Below are 20140 nucleotides of genomic sequence, written 5' to 3' on the forward strand. Positions count from 1 at the left end.
CGCGCGACCGAGCTCCCCCGTGAAGAAGGCGGTACGGTGGGGGTGGCGCGGCGGTGGACGCCGAGCGCGGCCCCGCCTCGGCAGGTCACCCCCATCCCCGGCCCTTCCCCATCGAGGGGGAAGGGGCGCGCGCCTCGCCTAGCCGCCCCACCGTTCCCACAGCTTCGCCTCGGCCGCCTTGGCGACCTTGACCGAGGCGTCCTTGACGTGGCCGAAGCCGCGGATCTGTTGCGGGATCTCGGCGATCTTCACCGCCAGCGGCAGGCTTTCCGGCGAGAGGCCAGCGGCCAGCCGGTCCAGCGCCACCTCGTAGGACGCGATCAGGCCGCGCTCCATTTTCCGCTCCTCGGTGTGGCCGAAGATATCGAGCGCCCCGCCGCGCAGGCCCTTCATCCTGGCCATCAGCGGGAAGGCCAGATCCAGCATCCAGCCGCCGAAGGCGATCTTCTTAGGCTTGCCGTCGGGGGTCTTGGGGGCCAGCAGCGGCGGCGCCAGCCAGACCTTGGCCTTGCCGCCCTTGAAGGTCCCCGCCAGCTCGGCCGCGAAACGGCCGTCCGTATACAGACGGGCGACCTCGTACTCGTCCTTATAGGCCATCAGCTTGTACAGATTGACCGCCGCCGCGCGGGTCAGCGGCAGGGCGCTGTCCGCGCCGGACACCGCCGCCTCGGCGTTCCGGACCTTGGCCACCTTGTCGGCGTAGCGCTGGGCGTAGGCGGCGTTCTGATAGGCCGTCAGCTCGCGGACCCGATGCGCGATCAGATCGTCCAGCGGCAGGGTCTCGGGCGTGGCGACCTCGTTTTCCTTGACCGCGATCGAGGCCGGATCGTGCGCCACGCGGCGGCCCAGCTCGAAGGCCTGCAGGTTGGCCTCGGCGTCGACGCCGTTCAGCTTGATGGCCCGGTAGAGCGCGCGGCTGGAGACCGGGATCACCCCGCGCTGCCAGGCGAAGCCCACCATGATCATGTTGGCGTAGATGGCGTCGCCGAACTCGGTCTCGGCCAGGCGCTGGGCCGGACAGGCGTCGAAGGTGTTGGTGGCGCCCTTGACGCGGCGGGCCATGGCCCCGCTGTCGAAGCGGATGTCGCGGCTGGTCACGAAGTCGGCGGTGGGAGCAAAATCGCTGTTGCCGAAGGCGCGCGTGCGGTCCTTGGCGTACAGCGACAGGCCTTCCGGCGAAGCGGCGACCAGCAGGTCGCAGGCGATCAGCACGTCGGCGCTGGCGGCCGGCACGCGGCCGCCGACGATGGTCTCCTCGGTCTCGCCGATCTTGACGTGGCTGAACACCGAGCCGCCCTTTTGGGCGAGACCCGTCATGTCGACGACGCTGCCGGCGCGGCCGTCGATATGGGCGGCCATGGCCAGGATCGAGGCCACGGTCGTGACGCCGGTGCCGCCGACGCCGGTGAACAGGATCTTCCGCACGCCGACCAGCGGCTCGAAGGTCGGCAGCGGCGTCGACTCGGCGGTCAGGGCCGCCGGGGTCTTCTTGGCCTGGGCGCTCTCGGCGCCTTCCAGGGTGACGAACGACGGGCAGAAGCCCTCGACGCAGGAATAGTCCTGGTTACAGGACGACTGGTTGATCTTGCGCTTGCGGCCGAACTCGGTGGCCAGCGGCTCGACCGAGACGCAGTTGGACTTCACCGAGCAGTCGCCGCAGCCCTCGCAGACCAGCGGGTTGATGAAGACGCGCTGGGTGGCCTTGGGCATCGCGCCGCGCTTGCGGCGGCGGCGCTTTTCGGTGGCGCAGGTCTGGTCGTACAGCAGCACCGTGGTCCCGGGCGTATCGCGCAGCATCTCCTGCACGCGCATCAGGTCCGAGCGCGGGAAGATCTCGACGCCGGGCGCGAGATCCGTGACGCCTTCGTAGCGCTTCAGGTCGTCGACGACGATGACGGTCTTCTTGACGCCCTCGGCCGCCAGCTGGCGGGTGATCTGGGCGGGGGTGAAGCCGCTCTCGGCCCGCTGGCCGCCGGTCATGGCGACCGCGTCGTTATAGAGCAGCTTGTAGGTGATGTTGGTCCCGGCCGCGACCGCGCCGCGAATGGCCAGCGAGCCCGAGTGGTTGTAGGTGCCGTCGCCCAGGTTCTGGAAGACGTGCTTTTCCGAGGTGAACGGCGCGGCGCCCACCCAGGTCAGACCCTCGCCGCCCATGTGGGTGTTGAGGTCGGTGTTCGGATCGTTGAACCCGGCCATGTAGTGGCAGCCGATGCCGGCCAGGGCGCGCGAGCCCTCCGGCAGCTTGGTCGAGCTGTTGTGCGGGCAGCCCGAGCAGAAGAACGGCTTGCGGGCCTGGTCGGCGGCCAGGCTGACGGCGGCGACGCCGGCGGCGCTGACGCGGTTCAGATACGCCTGGGCGCGCTCCATGTGCGGGCCGTCCGGCAGGCGGTCATAGATGGCCAGGGCGATTTCGGCCACCGACAGCGAGCCCAGCTCCGACAGCAGCGGCCCGCCCTTCTCGTCGGTCTTGCCGATCACGCGCGGCCGGGCCTGCGCCGGAAGATCATAGAGGGCCGCGCGGGCCTGGGGCTCGATCAGGGCGCGCTTGTGCTCGATGACCATCAGGGTCTCGAGGCCGGCGGCGAAGGCGCGCAGGCCCAGCGGCTCCAGCGGCCAGGGCATGCCGACCTTGTAGATCGAGACGCCCAGGTCGGCCGCCTCCTGCAGGGTCATGCCCATGGCCGTGAAGGCCTCCAGCACGTCCTTATAGGCCTGGCCCTGGCAGACGATGCCCAGCCGCGCCTTGCCCACGCGGACGTGCGACGAGCCCAGCACCACCCGGTCGATCCCGTTGGCGCGGGCGAAGGCCAGGGCCGCCGGGAGCTTGTGGAGCCGCATCCGCCGCTCCTTCTCCATCGGCTGGTCCTTCTGGCGGATGCCCAGCCCGCCCGGCGGCATCGGGAACTCGGGGACCACGATCTGGTGGCGGTCCAGCGACACGTCGATGGTCACGCCGCTGTCCATGGTGTCGGCCAGGGCGATCATGCCGGTCCAGAGCCCCGAGAAGCGCGACAGCGAAATGCCCAGGATCCCGTAGTCCAGCACCTCCTGCACGTCGGCGGGCGACAGGACCGGCATCTCGAAGTCCTGGAAGGCGAACTCCGATTGCGAGGGCAGGGTCGAGCTCTTGCAGCCGTGGTCGTCGCCGGCCACCGCCAGCACGCCGCCGGTGGGGAAGGTCCCGGCGAAATTGGCGTGCTTGAAAACATCGCCGGTGCGGTCGACGCCCGGGGCCTTGCCGTACCACATGCCGAACACGCCGTCGTAGAGCGCGCCGGGGAAGAGATTGGCCTGCTGGCTGCCCCACACGGCGGTGGCGGCGAGATCCTCGTTCAGGCCTTCCTGGAAGACCACGTCGTGCGCGGTCAGCAGCTTCTTGATGCGCGCGGCCTGCTGGTCGAGCCCGCCCAGCGGCGAGCCGCGATAGCCCGACAGATAGCCGCCGGTGTTCAGCCCGGCCTGGCGGTCGAGTCGCTTTCGGTCCAGCAGGACCCGCAGCAGCGCCTGCACCCCGGTGATGAAGGCGCGACCATTTTCGAGCACATATTTGTCGTCGAGCGTGACTTCCGAGTGCCGCATGGCAAAAATCTTCCTCCCGGGTCTTCCCGCCCGAAACGCAATATCTTATAGAAGCGCGGAAAATGTTTGCCCAAGACGTGCCCGACTCGTGGCCGCTTTGCGCAAAATCAAAGCGCCAACGCCCGATGGGGGGAGGAATTTCTTGTCCGAACAACTCGACGCCGTGGATGCCAAGATCCTGGATCTCATCCAACACGACGCCGGACTGTCCGTCGCCGAGATCGCCGAACGCGTCGGCCTGTCGTCCAGCCCCTGCTGGCGCCGGATCAAGCGCCTGGAGGACGCGGGCGTCATCCAGCGCCGCGTGACCATCCTGGACCGCGAGAAGCTGGGCCTGGGCTTCGAGGTCTATTGCACCGTCAAGCTGTCCCTGCCGACCAAGGAAAACCTCGACACCTTCGAGCAGGCGGTCGCCAAGTGGGCCGAGGTCGTCCAGTGCGCCACCGTCACCGGCGCCGCCGACTACGAGATGCGCATCGTCACCCGCGACATGCGCGCCTTCGACGAGTTCCTGCGCGAGAAGCTTCTGTCGCTGGGCCTGGTGAGCAACATCGAGAGCCGCATCGTCATCCGCGGCGTCAAGAACTCCACCGCCGTCCCGCTGGGCCTGATCAGCCCGTATGTCAGCCCGCTGGGGTAAGCTCAACCCACCGCCCCCCCCTCGTGTCATCCCGGAAGCCTCGGAGAGGCTATCCGGGACCCAGGGGGTGCAGGAGCGCCGTGCGCGCCGCCCCCGGGTCCCGGCTCTGCGCTTCGCTCCGGCCGGGATGACACGGAAAAGGGGTGGGTCCGCTAGGCGCCCCCCGGCCGCCGCGCCCGCTGCTTGGGCGAGATCGACTTGATGATCAGCGGACCATCCGTCCCGCTCGCCACGCCATGGCGCGCCAGGACCTGGTCGAGCAGGGCGAGGATCTCCGGGCGCTCCAGATCCTCCACGTCGTCCAGCACCACGTGGCGCACGCGCGCGCCCTGCCCCTTCAGCACGCACTCCGGATCGTCGAGACCCGCGCCATACAGAAAGAACAGCGTCACCCAGCGCGGATAGAAGGCGATCGAGACGAAGGCGTCCTTGGCCCGGTCGCCATAAGCGAAACCGACGGCCAGGGCGTTGTAGTTGTCATAGACCAGCCGATGCGCCCCCGGCATCCGCTGGCGAAGCCGTTCGATCGCCGCCAGGCCGCGCTCGGCGATGATCGGATCGTAGCGCGCGGCGAACGCGGCCAACTGCGCCTCGGGCGTCTCCATGGTGTTTCCTCCCTCGCCGCCGCAGCAGACGCTTTTCGACCGTTTTCGACAAGCATCCCCGCCGAGTCCCCGCTAAGCTCCGCGCGCCTCGCCGTCCGGAGTTCCTCATGATCGACCTCGTCTTCGAAGCCCGCCGCCGCGATCTCGGAAACTTCGAGGTCGGCCGGGTGCTGCCGTTCCACGCCCATCGCATGGTCGGCCCGTTCACCTTCCTCGACCACATGGGTCCGGCCGCCTTCCAGCCGGGCTTCGCCAAGAGCGCCGACGTGCGCCCGCACCCGCATATCGGCCTGTCGACCCTGACCTATCTGTTCGAGGGCGAGATCACCCACCGCGACAGCGTCGGCTCCCTGGCGGTGATCCGCCCCAACGAGGTCAACTGGATGACCGCCGGCAGCGGCATCACCCACTCCGAACGCTTCGAGGGCCTGCGCGAGCACGGCGGGCGCATGGACGGCATGCAGGCCTGGGTGGCCCTGCCGACCGAGTTCGAGGAGATCGACCCCAGCTTCACGCACCACGAGGGTCCCGCCGACCTGCCCTATTACGAGAGCGGCGGGCTCAAGGCGCGGCTGATCGCCGGCGAGGCCTTCGGCGCCAAGTCGAACGTGCCCGTCTATTCGCCGCTGTTCTATGTCCACTGGGAGCTGGAGCCCGGGACCACCGCCGCCCTGCCCGCCGAATACGCCGAACGCGCCGCCTATGTCGCCGCCGGCCGCGTCGAGGTCGACCACCGCGAGCTGGTCGAGACCCAGATGGCCGTCTTCGCGCCGGGCGAAACGGTCGTCTTCAAGGCCCTCGAACGCTCCACCGTCATGCTGCTGGGCGGCGAATCCGTAGGCCCGCGCTTCATCGAGTGGAACTTCGTCCACTCGTCCAAGGACCGCATCGAGCAGGCCAAGGCCGACTGGAAGGCCGGCCGCATGAAGCTGCCCGACCTCGACCACGACGAGTTCATCCCCCTGCCCGACGGCCCGCCGCCGCCGGCCAATCCGATGTCGTAGACCTCATCGCCTCATACGCGTCGTCATCCCGCGACCTGTTCGCGGGACCCATGGTTCAGCTTCCGCGTGAAAGGCGCCTATCGGCGCCGCATCAGTGGCGGAACGATGGGTCCCGCGCATGAAGCGCGGGATGACGGTTGAAAGGGCTTGGCTAGACAGCCCATAACTCCCCCATGACCGACACCGCCTTCGCCACCTTCGTCTCCCCTGAATTTGTCCGGGGCCTGCCCAAGGCCGAGCTGCACATGCACATCGAGGGCAGTCTCGAGCCGGAGTTGATGTTCGAGCTGGCCCAGCGCAACGGGATCACCCTGCCCTACGCCTCGGTCGACGAGATCCGCGCGGCCTACGCCTTCTCGAACCTGCAGGACTTTCTCGACATCTATTATCAGGGCGCTAGCGTCCTCCAGACGGCCGAGGACTTCAAGGACCTGGCCCTGGCCTATTTCCGGCGGCTGGCCGCCGACGGCGGGGTCCATGCCGAGATCTTCTTCGATCCCCAGACCCACACCGATCGCGGCATCGCCTTCGGCGTGGTGATGGAGGGCCTGCTGGCCGGCATGGACGAGGCCGAGAGGACGCTGGGCGTCACCAGCAAGCTGATCCTCTGCTTCCTGCGCCACCTGTCGGAGGACGCCGCCTTCGAGACGCTGGAACTGGCCAAGCCCTGGCTGAACAAGCTCGCCGGCGTCGGCCTCGACAGTTCCGAGGTCGGCCATCCGCCGGCCAAGTTCGCCCGCGTGCTGCGGGCCGCCCGGGACCTGGGCCTCAAGGTCGTCGCACACGCCGGCGAGGAGGGTCCGCCGGCGTATGTCTGGGAAGCCATCGACGTCGTGAAGGTCGACCGCATCGACCACGGCAACCGCGCCCTGGAGGACGCCGCCCTGACCGAACGGCTGGTGCGCGACGGGACCACCCTGACCGTCTGCCCGCTGTCGAACCTGAAGCTGTGCGGCGTGCCGAGCCTCGACGTCCATCCCTTGAAGCGGATGCTGGACCTGGGCTTGAAGGCCACCGTCAATTCCGACGATCCGGCCTATTTCGGCGGCTATCTACTGGACAACTATCTGGCCACGGCCGCCGCCGTCGGCCTGACCCGCGACGACGTCGTGACCCTGGCCCGCAACAGCTTCGAGGGCGCGTTCCTGACCCAAGCGGAAAAGGCCGAGCGGCTCGCCCGCCTCGACGCCTACGTCGCGGCCCACTGAGCCCGCGCCCGTGACCCTGATCGCCGCCGTCGCCTATGTCGAAGGCAAGCCCGTCCGCCAGCTGAGCCTGGACGCGCCCGACGACCTCGTCCCCCGCGAGGGCGAGTTCGTCTGGATCGGCCTCGCCGAGCCCGACGCGGCCGAGCTGCGCACCCTGCGGCAGGCCTTCCACCTGCACCCGCTGGCGATCGAGGACGCGCTCAACGCCCAGCAGACGCCCAAGGTCGATGTCTATGGCGATCAGCTGTTCGTCGTCGCCAAGACGGCCCACCTGGACGGCGATCACATCCGCTATGGCGAGACCGACTTCTTCGTCGGGCAACGCTACCTGATCACCGTCCGCCACGGCTCGGCCCGCGCCCACACCGAGCTGCGCGCCCAGCTGGAGGCCGCGCCCAGTCTGCTGGCCCACGGGGTCGACTATGTGCTGCACGCGGTGCTGGACTTCATCGTCGACGGCTACATGCCGATCGTCGACACGATCGAGGAGGAGTTGCAGGCGTTCGAGCGCCGGGCGCTGGACGAATTCCTCAGCCGCGCCGAGATCGCCCGCATCTTCAACCTCCGCCGGGCGCTGATGAAGTTCAAGAAGCTGCTCGGCCCGATGGCCCAGGTGGCCAGCGCGCTGGAGCATCACGAGCTGCCCTGTATCGACAGCGAAGTGCGGGTCTATTTCCGCGACGTCCGCGACCACATCCAGCGCACCGAGATCCTGGTCGACGGCCTGCGCGAGGTGCTGACCTCGGTGTTCGAGATCAGCACCCTGCTGGAACAGCAGCGCCAGGGCGTGATCACCCGCCAGCTCGCCGCCTGGGCCGCGATCCTGGCCGTGCCGACCGCCATCGCCGGCATCTACGGCATGAACTTCGAGCACATGCCGGAGCTCAAATGGCGCTACGGCTACGAAGGCGCGCTGGTCGCCATCGTGCTGATCTGCGGCCTGCTGTACCGGCGCTTCCGGCGGACGGGGTGGCTTTAGGGGGCCAGACCCCACGTCCGATCATCCCCGCGAACGCGGGGATAGGCGGTGTTTTGGAGCGCGAGCCTTGACCGCTTAGCCGCCCTGACAATGCCGGCTAACCCACCGCCGCCCGCAGCGCGTCGCACAGCCGGTCCAGGCTCTCGACGTCGAGATCCGGGTCCAGGGTGACCACCACGGTCGAGGCCGCAAGGTGGTCGGCGATAGGCGTCTCGTCGGAGGCGAGGGTGCGGTCGCGGACGGCGCAGCTGGCCGGCACGCCGGCGGCCTGCAGCTTCCAGGCCACGGCCCCCGCGTCGTCGGTCGGCAGGGAGAGGGCGCAGGTCGGCGAGATCCAGCTCATGCCCCAGCCGGGCTGGAAGCCGACGCCGCTGTCCAAGAGCAGCACGCGCAGCTGCTGGGCCACGCCGCACAGGCGCTGGCGCAGGCCCGGCCAGGCCGACAGGCCGTCGTCGCCGGCGAAGGGCGCCGCGTCGATGGCGTTGACCGGGATGGCGTCCTCGCAGGCCACGAACACGCCTTGGCCGCCGGGCAGGCCGACCAGCACCGGAACGGGGGCCTCGATCATCACGTCGAAGGCGCCGGCGGCGTCGACCAGGATCGGCAGGCCCGTCTCGTCGCGGAAGGCGGCCCAGGCGCGCATGTCCGGCGCGCGGCCGTGGGCGGCGGCGGGCACGATGGCCTCCAGCGGCCCCGGCGCCTCGGGCAGCCGGGCGCGCAGGTGGCTGGTGTCGAACATGGCGCTGAACGGATCGACATCGACCAGCCACGCCTTCAGCCCCGCCCGCGCGACGCCGGCCAGGGTCTCGGGATCGGCCAGGGCCGAGACGACGCAGACGCCGCCGGGACGCACGCCCAGCGCCCGCAACGCGGCGGCCGTGGTCTCGACCCGGTCGGCGAAAGCCCGCGCGGCGACCGGCCGGGCGAAGCGGGCGGCCAGGCGCGGGTCCAGGTCCGAGGCATAGCCCGACGCGCCGAGCGCCCGGGCCACCGCGTCGAAATCGATCGGCGCGCCGCCGACGGGCGCGGACAGGCGCGCGGCGCCCGAGGCTTCGGGAACGGAGATCGGAGCGGCGACGGGCTTGGAGCGCATGAGCTTTGGACGCAATCCACGACGAACCGGGCGACCTGATGGCCGCACCATATGGTTAAGCAACCGTATTCATCGATTCCGCCCGGCCTAATGCGGCGCGCGGTCGCGGCAAAAAGCGCCGCGTCGGGCTATTCGGTGGGCGATTTCTGCCATGAGTCGCGCAGTTCGCGCTTCAGCACCTTGCCGATGTGGCTGCGCGGCAGGCTGTCGACGATCACCACCTCGGCCAGGCGCTGGGTCTTGCCGACCTGGCCGTTGACGAAAGCCTTGATCGCTTCCGGCTCGGCCTGCCCCCGCACCGCGACGAAGGCCACCGGCGTCTCGCCCCAGGCGTCCGAGGGCACGCCCACCACCGCCGCCTCGACCACCGCCGGATGCTTGGCCAGCACCGCCTCCAGGTCCGAAGGATAGATGTTGAAGCCGCCGCTGATGATCATGTCCTTCTTGCGATCCATCAGCGTCAGGAAGCCGTCCTCGTCGAACCGCCCGACATCGCCGGTGCGGATAAAGGAGAGGCCCTCGGGCGAGATCCAGGTCGCCTCGGCCGTCTTGTCCGGGCGGCCGTGATAGCCGTTCATCATGCCGGCCGAGCGGCCGACGATCTCGCCGACCACGCCGGGGCCGACCTCGCGGCCGTCCTCGTCGATCAGGCGGATGTCGTGGCCGGGCGCGGGGCGACCGACCGTGTGCAGCTTGTCCGGATGCTCGTGGGCCATCAGGATGCAGGTGCCGCCGCCCTCGGTCATGCCGAAATATTCGACGAGGCCGCCAGGCCAGCGCTTCAGCACCTCGGACTTCAGCGCCGCCGCGAACGGCGCGCTGGTGCAGAACTTCAGGTGCGTCGACGACAGGTCGTAGCGGTCGAAGTCCGGATGCTCCATCAGCCGCCGGTACTGCACCGGCACCAGCATGGTGTGGGTCATGCGGTGCTTCTGGGCCAGCTCCAGATAGCGGACGGTGTCGAACTTCTTCATCAGCACCACGGTCCCGCCGCCGGCCAGGGTCGGGAAGAAGCAGACGAGCGTGGTGTTCGAATAGAGCGGCGTCGACAGCACGCTGACCGCCGGCCCGTAACCGACGGCGTCGCCGCGGAAGACGTGCTTCCAGCGCATGCCGTGCGACTGGACGATGCCCTTGGGCGTGCCGGTCGTGCCGCTGGAATAGATGATGTTGAACGGGTGCTCGGGCGCGATCTCGACCGGGGTCGGCGCGGCGCCCTCGGGCTCCAGCCAGGCGTCGAAGTCGCCGTCGAGGCGGATCTGGCGCGCCGCGATCGGCGCGGGCGCTTGCGCCTCGGCCACCCGGCGTCGAGGAAGAACAGCCTGGCCCCGCAGTCGGCGACCATGCCGGCGATGGCCTCCGGCGTCGAGGAGGGCGCGATCGGCGCGACCGCCACGCCGGCCCGCAAGGCCCCCAGGAAGGTCGCCGCGTAGGGGATCGACGACAGCGCGCAGACCGCGATCGCCTCGCCGGGCGCTACGCCGTCCCGCTGCAAGGCGGCGGCGACGCGGTCGACCAGGGCGTCGAGCTCGGCGTAGGTGACCTGCTCGCCGGTCTCCATGATCACGGCCGGATGATCGGGCGCGTCCTCGGCGCGGGCCCGGAAGATGTCGCCCATCGTTCCGAAGTCGGCGGACATCATGGCGGCGATGGCGGTCATGGGCGTTTCCTTAAAACGCAAAATCCGTGTCATCCCGGAAACGCCGCAGGCGTTATCCGGGACCCAGGGGGTGCGCGAGCGCCGCGCGGGCCGCCCCTGGGTCCCGGCTCTGCGCTTCGCTTCGGCCGGGATGACACGCTAGTTGTGAAGCTCGAAGAACGCGCCTACGCGTCCTTGAACCCCTTGCCCTCGGCCACCAGCCGCTCCAGCAGGGCCGAGGGCTTGAAGTCGTCGCCGAGCGTCGCGTGGAACTCGCGCATCTTGGCCAGGATCTTGTCCAGGCCGACGAGCTCGCCCCAGAACATCGGGCCGCCGCGATAGACCGGCCAGCCGTAGCCGTTGATCCAGACGATATCGATGTCCGAGGCCCGGATCGCCTTGCCTTCCTCGAGGATCTTCGCGCCCTCGTTGACCATCGGATAAAGGCAGCGCTCCAGGATCTCCTGGTCGCTGATCTCGCGGCGTTGGATCTGGCGCTTCTCGGCGAAGTCGCGGATCACCTCTTCCACGACCGGCGAGGGGCTGGCGTTGCGGTTTTCGTCGTAGTCGTAGAAGCCCTTGCCGTTCTTCTGGCCGCGCCGGTCCATCTCGCACAGCACTTCGCGCACGGTCGAGGAGCTGGTCTTGGCCGGGTCCCAGCCGATGTCGAGACCGGCCAGGTCGCTCATCGCGAACGGCCCCATCGGCAGGCCGAAGTCGTACAGCACCCGGTCGACGTCCCAGGGCATGGCGCCTTCCAGGATCAGCTTCTGGGCCTCGCGCTGGCGCTGGGCCAGCATGCGGTTGCCGACGAAGCCGTGGCAGACCCCGACCAGCACGCCGATCTTGCCGATCGTCTTGGAGAGCTTCATCGCCGTGGCGATGACCTCCTTGCCGGTCTTGTCGCCGCGCACGATCTCCAAGAGGCGCATGACATTGGCCGGCGAGAAGAAGTGCAGGCCGATCACGCTCTCGGGACGCTTGGTCGTGGCCGCGATCTCGTCGATGTTCAGGTACGAGGTGTTGGTGGCCAGGATCGCGCCGGGCTTGGCGATGGCGTCCAGCTTGGTGAAGACCTCCTTCTTGATCTCCATCAGCTCGAACACGGCCTCGATGATCAGGTCGCAGTCGGCCAGGGCCTCCATGTCCATCGACGGCGTCAGCAAGCCCATGCGCTTTTCGACGTCGTCCTGGGTCAGGCGGCCTTTCTTGGCGGTGTTCTCGTAGTTCTTGCGGATGACGCCGACGCCGCGCTCCAGGTTCTCCGGCTTGGCCTCGATGATCGTCACCGGGATGCCGGCGTTGAGGAAGTTCATCGAGATGCCGCCGCCCATGGTGCCGGCCCCGATCACCCCGACCTTCTTGATCGGGATGGTGGGGGTGTCGTCCGGCACGTCCGGGATCTTGGCGGCCTGGCGCTCGGCGAAGAACACATAGCGCTGGGCGGCCGACTGGCTGCCGGTCATCAGCTCCATGAAGAGGCGCCGCTCTTCCTTCAGCCCCTCGTCGAAGGGCAGGTTCACCGCCGCCTCGATGCACTTGATGTTGTTTTCGGGGGCCATGAAGCCGCGGAACTTCTTGGCGTTGGCCTTGCGGAAAGCCTCGAAGATTTCGGGCTTGCCGCGCGCGGCCTCGACCTTGTCGGAGAGCTCGCGGACCTTGTTCAGCGGCCGGCCCTCGGCCAGCACCTTCCGGGCGAAGGCGATGGCGCCGGCGCGGAGGTTTCCTTCCTCGACCAGTTCGTCGAACAGGCCCATGGCGTGGGCGGCCTTGGCCGGCACGTGCTGACCGCTGGTCACCATCTCCAGCGCCTTCTCGACGCCGACGATGCGCGGCAGGCGCTGGGTGCCGCCGGCGCCGGGCAGCAGGCCGATATTGACTTCCGGCAGGCCGGCCTTGGCCGAGGGAACGGCGACGCGGTAGTGCGCCACCAGCGCCACCTCCAGGCCGCCGCCCAGGGCGGTGCCGTGGATCGCGGCGACGACCGGCTTGGGCGAGTTCTCGATGGCGTTCTGCACGTCCTGCAGCGACGGGCCGGTCATGGCCTTGCCGAACTCGGTGATGTCGGCGCCGGCGATGAAGGTCTTGCCGTCGCAGATCAGCACGATGGCCTTGACGGCCGGATCGGCGATGGCCGCGTCGAACGCGCCCTTCAGTCCTTCGCGGACGACGGCCGACAGCGCGTTGACCGGCGGCGAGTTCAGCGTGACGACGCCGACGTCGCCTTCCACGGTAAGATCGGTGACGGCGTTGATCGCGGCCATGGCGGCTTCCACCCTTCGCTTCTTGGTTTGAACGATTGTTTGAAGCAGCCTGCACGGCGCGGCGAAGATGTCCAGTCCTCCGCGACGGCGCCTCGAGGCCCTTCGCCGCCCGTTGACGGATTTCGACGCATACTACAAATTCGAAATCGGAGTTTCAGCCGAGATCGTCCGTGGGGGTGGAAGCGGCGGCGTCGGGGAGGACGTCGCCGCGACCATCTGAAATCCAAAGAGAATGGTCCGCGCTGGGGAGGGCGTTCGCGGGGAGTCATGGGCTTTGGGCGCGACTTGCACGCGTCCTGACGTTTCGAAGTCGGTGGATCGCCGCGAGCGTGACGTATTGCTCGCAATGCGTCTGGCTTTGGTAAAGCGCAACTCGGCGCGGGAGGACATCCCGCGCCGTTTTCTTTTGGGTCCTACCCGACTCTCCTCCCCCTCTTGGGGGAGGTGTCGCGGCCGCGAAGCGCGCCGTGACGGAGGGGGTTGGTCATGACTCGGCAGCGGCGGCGATGGCCCCCTCCACCGCCTTCGGCGGTCCCCCTCCCCCAAGAGTGGGAGGAGCGTAACGGCCCCCTAGACCCCGCTCTCCGTCATCGCCGAGTACACCAGCGTCCGCAGCTCGCGCCGGATCGGGTAGGCGGTCGAGGGCATCAGCTGGGTCATGAACACCACCGCCAGGTCCTCCACCGGGTCGATCCAGAACGCCGTCGAGGCCATGCCGCCCCAGAAGTACTCGCCCAGCGAGCCCAGGTTCTTGGTCCGCGCCTGGTCGATGGTCATGGCGAAGCCGAGGCCGAAGCCCAGCCCCTCGAACACCGCCTCGCTGAACAGCGACTTCGACGCCTGGACCAGTTCCTGGCCGCCCGGCAGGTGGTTCATGGTCATCAGCTGGATGGTCTTGGGGCTGAGCAGGCGCGCGCCGTCCAGCTCGCCGCCGTTCAGCAGCATGCGGCAGAAGCGCATGTAGTCGTCAGCCGTCGAGACCAGGCCGCCGCCGCCGGACTTCACCGACGGATCGCGCAGGAAGCGGCTGGTCTCCGGATCGTCCTGCAGCACCACCTTGCCCGACGGCGTCAGGGCGTAGCAGGCGGCGAAGCGCGCGCGCTCGCCTTCCGGAACGAAGAAGCCGGTGTCGACCATCTTCAGCGGCTCGAAGATCCGGCGCTTCAGGAAGACGTCGAACGGCAGGCCCGAGATCGCCTCGACCAGATAGCCCAGCACGTCGGTCGAGACCGAATAGTTCCAGGCCGTCCCCGGCGAAAACTCCAGCGGCACCGTGCCCAGCGTCTCGACATAGCCTTTCAGCCCGCCCTCGCTGTCGACGCCGTCCAGCTTCAGCTTGCGATAGGCCGCGTCGACATTGGTCCGCTGCTGGAAGCCGTAGGTCAGGCCGGAGGTGTGGCGCAGAAGGTCGATCATCCGCATCGGCTCGGCCGTGCGCGTGGTCTGGAAGGCGCCGGGGCCGCCGGCGACGAACACGCCGATGTCACGCCATTCGGGAATGAACCGGTGCACCGGATCGTCCAGCGCCACCAGGCCCTCCTCGACCAGCATCATGAAGGCGACGCTGGTGACCGGCTTGGTCATCGAATAGATGCGGAACAGGGTGTCGGCCTTCAGCGGCTTGCCGCGCTCGACGTCGGCGTGGCCGATGGCCGACGAATGGACCAGCTGCCCCCGCCGCCAGACCTGGGTCAGGGCGCACGGCAATTTGCCGCTGTCGATATACTTGGCCTGGATGAAGCGCTCGATGCGCGCGAGGCGCTCGGACGACATGCCGACGGCTTCGGGCTTGCTCAACTCGGTGACCTCCCCATGGGCCCTTGTCCGGCCCCAGTTTGCTTGGCGCGAGACCCGGGCCGGGTTGCTCCCCCCTCGCGATCCCCGCATCTCGATTGAAGACGACCAAACCGGGATGGGCAAGCGCCGGCGCCCACGAAAACGACGCGCCGGCCGCCTCCGCCTGAAACAATCCTGACAAAAGCGAGCGTTAGGTCCGCCTAACGTCCCGCGACGGACGGCTTGGCCTTCAAGCGGGCCAAAAGACGCCTAGATTGAGTTCCGCGTCGGGGCCGCCAGGTCGCCGACGGAGTGTAAGGGTAGCTTCGATGGATGACGGTCGGATCGCGGGGGCCGCGACGGCGCGCTACGCCCGCAAGAAGGAAACGATCCTGGCCGCGGCCACGACGATCCTGAACCGTCAGGGCGTGCGCGGCATGACCCTGGCCGACGTCGCCGCCAAGGTCGGCCTCAACACCACCAGCGTCACCTACTACTACCGCAAGAAGGACGACCTGGCCGCCGCCTGCTTCATGCGCGGCCTGGAGCGTTTCGAGGCCATGGTCGAGGAGGCCGCCGCCCAGGCCTCTCCCGCGGCGCGGATCCTGAAGTTCCTGGATCTCTATCTCGACCTCAACCGCCAGGTCCGCCTGGGCGAGGCGACGCCGCTGACCAGCTTCACCGAGATCAAGGCGTTGAAGGAGCCGCTGCGAGGGTCGGCGATCGGGGCGTTCAACGACCTCTTCCGGCGGGTGCGGACCTTTTTCGACGATCCGTCCCTGGCCCACCTGGACAAGCGCCAGCGCAACGCCCGCACCCACCTTCTGATGGAGCAGGTCTTCTGGTCCGGCACCTGGCTGCGGCGCTACGACGTCGAGGACTATGGCCGCGTGCGCGACCGGCTGGGCGATATCCTGCTGAACGGCCTGGCCGCCGAGGGCCGGACCTGGGCGCCGCTGCCCCTGCCCGATCCGACGCCGGTCTCGCCCGACGGCCTGGAATGGCGCGAGACCTTCCTGGTCGCCGCTACCCGGCTGATCAATCAGCGCGGCTATCGCGGGGCCTCGGTCGAGGACATCTCGGCGGCGCTGAACGTCACCAAGGGCTCGTTCTACCACCACCACGACGACAAGGACGCCCTGGTCGCCGAGTGCTTCGAGCGCACCTTCACCGTCACCCGCCGCTCGCAGCTGGACGCCAGGGCGCTGGCGGCCGACAGCTGGACCCAGCTGGCCTCGACCACCGCGGGCCTGACCAGCTACCAGCTCTCCGAGCACGGCCCGCTGCTGCGCGCCTCGTCGATGGGCGCCCTGCCCGACACGCTGCGCCACGACATGGCCGACGGCTACGCGCGCGGCTGGCAGCGCTTCGCCTCGATCATCTCGGACGGGATCGCCGACGGCTCGATCCGCCCGGTCGACCCCAGCATCGCCGCCCACATGATCAATTCGATGCTGAACGCCGCCGCCTCGCTGGGCGCCTGGACGCCGGGCCTGGCGCGGGAAGAAGCCGCCGACCTGTTCGCCCGCCCGCTGCTGACGGGGGTGCTGGCTTAGATCGGGGGAGCCGCAAACCCCGCCCCGAAAACCCCGCCCCCGAAAACCCCGCCCTTCGACAAGCTCGGGGTGAGGTTTTCTTCAGGCTCGGCGCCCCGATCGTCCTCACCCCGAGCCTGTCGAAGGGCGAGGACGCGCGCCGATCGCTTGCGACCGATTAACCATACCCTGGCCTGACCTCTCGCGTCCCGGTACCCTGCCGCCACCGAGTCGCTCCAGGTCACGCCCATGACGACGATCAATCCCTATTCGTCGGCCTACGCCCCCGGCCTGACCGCCGGCCAGACCGCCGCGCAGCGCCAGGCCCAGCAGGCGGCGACGAACCCGGCGACGCGCGACCAGAGCCCGACGATCAATACGCCGGCCGTCAATGTCACCCTGTCGGCCGCCGCCCAGGCGGCGCTGAAGGCCCAGACGGACGCGCGCCCGCTCGAGACGGTGATCGCCGACGCCCGCGCCCAGATCGCCGCGCGGCTGAAGGCCGCCGGGACCGCCAGCGCGCTGAAGGACGGAAATCCGGCCATCGACGTGTCCAACCTCGACCGCCGGACGCTCTTCGCCGTCGCCAGCAACAAGGGCGGCCAGTTTCCGATGGACCAGCAGGTGGTCGCGGCCCTGGCGCTGAAGGCCCAGACCGACCAGGCCCTGGCCGGCCCCGCCGCCCAGGCCCGGCTGACCGGCGATTATGCCGACCTCTATCAGACCGCCCTGGACCAGATGGACACCGCCGGTCCCGAGGAGCGCGCGACCAGCGCCTGGGCCGACCAGCGCGCCGCCCTGATCGAAGGCCGCAAGCAGGCTCTCGCCCGGCCGGGGATCGCCCCCGCGGGCGTCGCCAACGACAGCGTCGCGGCCTATATGAAGGAGACCGGCAGCGCGGTCGCCGGGGCCAAGACCCGCGACTTCGGCAAGGTCGCCAGCGACGTCCGCGCCGCCCTGGACAAGCAGTATTCCCTCGCCGTCCAGCCGACCGCATCGCGCGACGGGATCAGCGGCGACATCGACTTCCAGCGCTTCGACGCGCGTTCGCTGTCGGCCATCGCCCTGAACAAGGACGACCAGTTCTCGACCCACGAGATCGCCCAGGCCAAGGCCGAGCTCCGCGCCCGCGACAGCGCCGCCATCAAGGCCAGCTATCAGTCGGCCCAGACGGAGGGCGACGGCGGTTTCGGCAAGGCCATGATCACCCGCTACGCGGCGATGAGCGGCGAGGAACGCGAGGCCGCCGGCTGGACCCCCGCCGTCTACGGCAAGCTGGTCGAGCTGCAGACCGCCAGCGACAAGCTGGCCCAGATGTTCAACGCCGACGGAACCCTGGCCGGCCCGCCCAGCCTGCTGGATTACCTGTAACGGCGCCTTACGGGCTCAAGTCCTCGGTCACCGTCCGCAGAACGCGCGCCGCGCGGGCGCGGTCGCTTTCGCCCTCGGCCGGCTCGACCGGCAGGTCCGGCGCGATCCCCGCCACCTCGTTGGTCCCGTCGGCGCGCAGGCGGACGCAGTTGGGCACGCGGAAGCGCAGGCGCGAGTGGGGCAGCACCACGGGCGGCGTGTCGCCCATGAAGCCGCAGCCGTCGCCGCCGGTCCGAACGCCGACGATCTTGGCCGCCCCGTTGTTGCGCATCGTCGCGGCGAACATCTCGGCCGCCGAGAAGCTCCTGCGGTCGGTGAGGACGTAGGTCGGCCCCGGCCAGGCGCCGTACAGGTCCTGGACTTCCGTCGACCAGGCCAGGGCCCGCTCGGCGCGCGCGTCGCCATAGGCGTGGGGCGGCAGGCCGGGCAGCGGACCGTCGGCATAGCCGGCGTCGACCAGGCGGCGGCAGGCTACGTCCCGCCAGGCGCGGCGCTCCCGCCAGACCCAGGACAGGTCGCAGGGCTGGGCGCCGAGGCTGGCCTTGCGCGCCTTGAACGCGGCCAGCGCGGCCTCAAGATCGGCCTTGGCCTTCCCCGCCGGCTTGGCGGCCAACGCGTCGGTCAGATCGTCGATCTCCTCGTCGAGATAGCCGGCGCCTTCCGGGGCGTCGACGACCAGTAGGCGCGACGAGGCGATCGGCCGGGCGGCGAACAGGCGGGCGATCCAGTCTCCGCTGTCGTCGCCGCCGGGGTTGCCGCCGACGTCGACGATCACCGCCCGCGCGCCGGCCGCCCGCAAGGCCTTGAGCTGCTCGGCCAGATCGCTCAGCCACAGACGGCCCGTCGCCTCGACAATGGCCGACCGGGTGATCGGCGTCCCGGCCGCCCGGGCCTTCGCCCACGCGCGGCGACAGGCCATCGGAAAGGCGCGGGCGCGGAAGGTCTGCAGGCGGACAAGACCGATGCGGCGGCCCCCGACCTCGGCCAGGCCGACGCGGAAGATGCTGTCCTGACCATCGCCGATCAGGCGAAAGCCGGGCAGGCTCTCGAACGGGACGCTGAAGGCGACGCTGGCGGTCGAGGCGTAGCCGATCGCGGCGCAGCCCGAAGCCGGATCGTCGGGATCGAGCGTGGGCCGGTCGGGTTCGGGCGACGCCGTCGTCCTGGCCTCGAGCGTCGGCAGTTCCGACAGATGGCCGTCATGAAAGCCCGCCACGAAGGCGCGCAGGGCCTCGCGAGCCTCGGCGTCGCCGTGGGCGGCGTCGAGCGCGATCTCGGTCCGGCGGACCAGGGACGGCGTGTCGATCCCGCTCTCGTAAGAGCCCATCCAGGCCAGGTTGGCGTAGCGCGCCTGAAGCTCGGCCCGCATCCGCGCGAAGTCGGCGCGCCAGGCGGCGGCGTCATAGGCGGGGGCCGCGCTGGTCAGGGCGGCGGCGGCCAGAACGGCGCTCAGAAAGCCGGTCATCGTCTCAACCTCGTGCTGCTCGCCCGAGGCTGATTAGGCCAAGCCCTGGGACCGGTCTTGGATCGCGGCGAGGTTTGGGATTTTACGCACCGCGCCGAAAGGCCATCGGCGCGCAGCCATAGGCCGCCTTGAAAGCGCGCGAGAGGTGCGACTGGTCGCAGAAGCCGCACGACAGCGCGACCTCGCTGAGCGGCGTGTCCGTCTCGCCGATCAGGCGATGGGCTTGCCGCAGGCGCAGGGCGCGCTGGTGCTCGCCGGGGCCAAGCCCGGTTTCCCGCCGAAAGGCGCGGGCCAGCCGCGCGGGGTGGACGTCGCACAGCGCCGCCAGCCGCGCCACCGACAGCGGTCGGTCGAGATGGGCGACCATCGCCTCGCGCGCCTTGGCCACGATCGCGCTCTCCCCTGTCTCGTCCCGCCCCGCGTGCCGGGCGAACAGGGCGATCAGCTCCCACGACAGTCCCTCGATCGCCGTCGGCGAGAACGCGTCCGCCACGCGGATCTCCCGCGTCATCCTTCGCCCCAGGCGCGCGAACTCCGACGAGACGGCGACCGGCGCCTCGGCCAGCGGCAGGCGGTCGGACAGATAGTCCAGCATGGCGGGCTTGGGCGACAGGCTGAGCTTCAGCGCGCCGGTCGGGGCGAAGCGCTGGGCGTGCGGTTCCCCCGGCGGATAGAACAGCAGCGCGCCGGGGCGGTGCCAGTCGGCGCGTCCTCTAATGGTTTCCTCGTATCGCCCGTTGAGCACCAGCGTCAGGCTGGGGGTCTCATGGCTGTGCGCGGCCATCGCCCCCGGCGCGTACCGCGAGACCTTGGCGTGGGCGGAGGCGGCGGGGAGGTTCATCGGGCGGCTCGCCAAGGCGTGAGGGAACGATTCTGAACGGGGAGCGCTGGTCATGGCAAGGCGCAAGCTCGACCGTCCGGGGTTCGCGCGGGACAGCGCCCGTCTGGCGGGCCGCTGGCTTGACGCATGCAAAGGTTTGCC

Annotated in this window: 13 protein-coding genes and 3 pseudogenes; 6 read left to right on the plus strand and 10 right to left on the minus strand. The window is 69.5% G+C overall.

Annotated elements, in window-relative coordinates; translation table 11 throughout:
* Window positions 1–138: 138 nt before the first annotated feature.
* Window positions 139–3579: an indolepyruvate ferredoxin oxidoreductase family protein gene (locus Q0V34_RS13475; protein ID WP_297512719.1), complete on the minus strand. Its 3441-nt coding sequence runs from the start codon at window positions 3577–3579 to the stop codon at window positions 139–141.
* Between the two features lie 142 nt (window positions 3580–3721).
* On the opposite strand from Q0V34_RS13475, the gene Q0V34_RS13480 reads away from it, so the two are divergent.
* On the plus strand, window positions 3722–4219 hold the full coding sequence (locus tag Q0V34_RS13480; RefSeq protein WP_297512721.1) for an Lrp/AsnC family transcriptional regulator: 498 nt from the start codon (window positions 3722–3724) through the stop codon (window positions 4217–4219).
* A gap of 52 nt (window positions 4220–4271) precedes the next feature.
* Here the strand turns inward: Q0V34_RS13480 and Q0V34_RS13485 are convergent.
* Window positions 4272–4352, minus strand: a pseudogene (locus tag Q0V34_RS13485) (hypothetical protein); the annotation flags it as partial.
* Between the two features lie 19 nt (window positions 4353–4371).
* Complete coding sequence (locus tag Q0V34_RS13490; protein WP_297512723.1) at window positions 4372–4824, minus strand: hypothetical protein; 453 nt, start codon at window positions 4822–4824, stop codon at window positions 4372–4374.
* 107 nt (window positions 4825–4931) lie between these two features.
* On the opposite strand from Q0V34_RS13490, the gene Q0V34_RS13495 reads away from it, so the two are divergent.
* From Q0V34_RS13495 to corA, 3 genes are all read left to right on the plus strand, one after another.
* On the plus strand, window positions 4932–5828 hold the full coding sequence (locus tag Q0V34_RS13495; RefSeq protein WP_297512725.1) for a pirin family protein: 897 nt from the start codon (window positions 4932–4934) through the stop codon (window positions 5826–5828).
* Window positions 5829–6001: 173 nt separating this feature from the next.
* Window positions 6002–7036 carry an adenosine deaminase gene (locus tag Q0V34_RS13500; protein ID WP_297512726.1) on the plus strand — a complete coding sequence of 345 codons (1035 nt, stop codon included), beginning with the start codon at window positions 6002–6004 and terminating at the stop codon, window positions 7034–7036.
* A 10-nt stretch (window positions 7037–7046) separates the two neighbouring features.
* A complete protein-coding gene (corA, locus tag Q0V34_RS13505; protein ID WP_297512728.1) occupies window positions 7047–8015 on the plus strand; it encodes a magnesium/cobalt transporter CorA in 969 nt (322 codons plus the stop codon).
* 97 nt (window positions 8016–8112) lie between these two features.
* Here corA and Q0V34_RS13510 read toward each other — a convergent pair whose 3' ends face one another.
* From Q0V34_RS13510 to Q0V34_RS13530, 5 genes and pseudogenes are all read right to left on the minus strand, one after another.
* Window positions 8113–9108, minus strand: a complete 996-nt coding sequence (locus tag Q0V34_RS13510) for a DegT/DnrJ/EryC1/StrS family aminotransferase (protein ID WP_297512730.1) — start codon at window positions 9106–9108, stop codon at window positions 8113–8115.
* 128 nt (window positions 9109–9236) lie between these two features.
* A pseudogene (locus Q0V34_RS13515) lies at window positions 9237–10768 on the minus strand (class I adenylate-forming enzyme family protein).
* A gap of 55 nt (window positions 10769–10823) precedes the next feature.
* Window positions 10824–10907, minus strand: a pseudogene (locus Q0V34_RS13520) (hypothetical protein); the annotation flags it as partial.
* Window positions 10908–10932: 25 nt separating this feature from the next.
* Complete coding sequence (locus tag Q0V34_RS13525) at window positions 10933–13023, minus strand: 3-hydroxyacyl-CoA dehydrogenase NAD-binding domain-containing protein (RefSeq protein WP_297512732.1); 2091 nt, start codon at window positions 13021–13023, stop codon at window positions 10933–10935.
* 558 nt (window positions 13024–13581) lie between these two features.
* Window positions 13582–14808: a serine hydrolase gene (locus Q0V34_RS13530; RefSeq protein ID WP_297512733.1), complete on the minus strand. Its 1227-nt coding sequence runs from the start codon at window positions 14806–14808 to the stop codon at window positions 13582–13584.
* 308 nt (window positions 14809–15116) lie between these two features.
* On the opposite strand from Q0V34_RS13530, the gene Q0V34_RS13535 reads away from it, so the two are divergent.
* Window positions 15117–16343: a TetR/AcrR family transcriptional regulator gene (locus Q0V34_RS13535; protein ID WP_297512735.1), complete on the plus strand. Its 1227-nt coding sequence runs from the start codon at window positions 15117–15119 to the stop codon at window positions 16341–16343.
* A 228-nt stretch (window positions 16344–16571) separates the two neighbouring features.
* Window positions 16572–17693 carry a hypothetical protein gene (locus Q0V34_RS13540; RefSeq protein WP_297512737.1) on the plus strand — a complete coding sequence of 374 codons (1122 nt, stop codon included), beginning with the start codon at window positions 16572–16574 and terminating at the stop codon, window positions 17691–17693.
* Window positions 17694–17700: 7 nt separating this feature from the next.
* Here the strand turns inward: Q0V34_RS13540 and Q0V34_RS13545 are convergent, their stop codons facing one another.
* Window positions 17701–19158: a S41 family peptidase gene (locus Q0V34_RS13545; protein WP_297512739.1), complete on the minus strand. Its 1458-nt coding sequence runs from the start codon at window positions 19156–19158 to the stop codon at window positions 17701–17703.
* Window positions 19159–19240: 82 nt separating this feature from the next.
* Complete coding sequence (locus Q0V34_RS13550) at window positions 19241–19999, minus strand: AraC family transcriptional regulator (protein ID WP_297512742.1); 759 nt, start codon at window positions 19997–19999, stop codon at window positions 19241–19243.
* Window positions 20000–20140 lie beyond the last annotated feature (141 nt).

The sequence above is a fragment of the uncultured Caulobacter sp. genome (assembly GCF_947036865.1).
Taxonomy (GTDB): domain Bacteria; phylum Pseudomonadota; class Alphaproteobacteria; order Caulobacterales; family Caulobacteraceae; genus Caulobacter.

What these genes read in the sequence shown, in the direction of transcription:
- Q0V34_RS13475 (WP_297512719.1), bottom strand. Translation starts at nt 3,579, where the DNA reads ATGCGGCACTCGGAAGTCACGCTCGACGACAAATATGTGCTCGAAAAT.
- Q0V34_RS13490 (WP_297512723.1), bottom strand. Translation starts at nt 4,824, where the DNA reads ATGGAGACGCCCGAGGCGCAGTTGGCCGCGTTCGCCGCGCGCTACGAT.
- Q0V34_RS13495 (WP_297512725.1), top strand. Translation starts at nt 4,932, where the DNA reads ATGATCGACCTCGTCTTCGAAGCCCGCCGCCGCGATCTCGGAAACTTC.
- Q0V34_RS13500 (WP_297512726.1), top strand. Translation starts at nt 6,002, where the DNA reads ATGACCGACACCGCCTTCGCCACCTTCGTCTCCCCTGAATTTGTCCGG.
- Q0V34_RS13510 (WP_297512730.1), bottom strand. Translation starts at nt 9,108, where the DNA reads ATGCGCTCCAAGCCCGTCGCCGCTCCGATCTCCGTTCCCGAAGCCTCG.
- Q0V34_RS13535 (WP_297512735.1), top strand. Translation starts at nt 15,117, where the DNA reads ATGGATGACGGTCGGATCGCGGGGGCCGCGACGGCGCGCTACGCCCGC.
- Q0V34_RS13540 (WP_297512737.1), top strand. Translation starts at nt 16,572, where the DNA reads ATGACGACGATCAATCCCTATTCGTCGGCCTACGCCCCCGGCCTGACC.
- Q0V34_RS13545 (WP_297512739.1), bottom strand. Translation starts at nt 19,158, where the DNA reads ATGACCGGCTTTCTGAGCGCCGTTCTGGCCGCCGCCGCCCTGACCAGC.
- Q0V34_RS13550 (WP_297512742.1), bottom strand. Translation starts at nt 19,999, where the DNA reads ATGAACCTCCCCGCCGCCTCCGCCCACGCCAAGGTCTCGCGGTACGCG.